General features: G+C 59.3%; 1 protein-coding gene. It reads left to right on the top strand.

The window, feature by feature from the left end; translation table 11 throughout:
* Nucleotides 1–694: integrase core domain-containing protein (locus B7R93_RS12000; protein ID WP_232798383.1), on the top strand; the 694-nt coding region annotated here is incomplete at its 5' end.
* Nucleotides 695–739 lie beyond the last annotated feature (45 nt).

Genomic DNA, 739 nt, shown 5'->3' with positions numbered 1-739 from the left:
CCAACGCGTCAACCATAAACGGCTTCGACGGCTTCTTAGCGAGCATGAGCTGGGTTTGTCCCGCCAAGCCTCCAAACACAGCCCCTCCCCTGTGCAGAAGATTCTTGGTGAAGCTGCTGGGAATCTCAACCTTGTGGCCGGCCAAGATCTGGGGCCGCTGGAGGCGTTCTCGACCGACTTTACAGAGGTGGCCTACGCGGGCGGAGACCGCAAGGCGTACCTGATGGCCGTGGTCGACCTGGAGAGCAAGTATGTGCCGGGATGGGCGGTCGGCCCCAGCGCCAATCGAAAGCTCGCGATGCGCTGCTGGGAGCAGGTTCGCGAACAGATGGCGATCCTCGGGGAGAGTCTCGACGAGAAGATTATCCATCACGACCTCGACAGCGTCTACACCAGCTATCGGTGGCTCCACGCGATGCTCCTCGGCGATGAACTCCGTGTCAGCTACTCGGAGAACGGGGCGAAAGGCAATCCCTGGATCGAGTCTCTCTGGGGACGGACGAAGGATGAGATCGGCTCACGGATTACGGAAGCTTCGTCCCTACCAGTCCTGCGAAGCGTCTTCGACGAGCGATTCCGGTACTACAACCAGGAGCGGAGACACTCCTCGATCGGATACATTCCACCCCGAGAACATCTCGGGCAAACCCTCGATACTCTCGAACCAGAACCTCAAATCGCTGCTGCGTCTTAGCCGTACCTAGCCGGTCAACTGGTCCAAAAATTCGGGCACATATCC

Origin of the sequence: Salinibacter altiplanensis (genome assembly GCF_002894645.1) — a bacterium.
Lineage (GTDB): Bacteria > Bacteroidota > Rhodothermia > Rhodothermales > Salinibacteraceae > Salinibacter > Salinibacter altiplanensis.
This window is presented reverse-complemented; position numbering and strand designations above follow the sequence as displayed.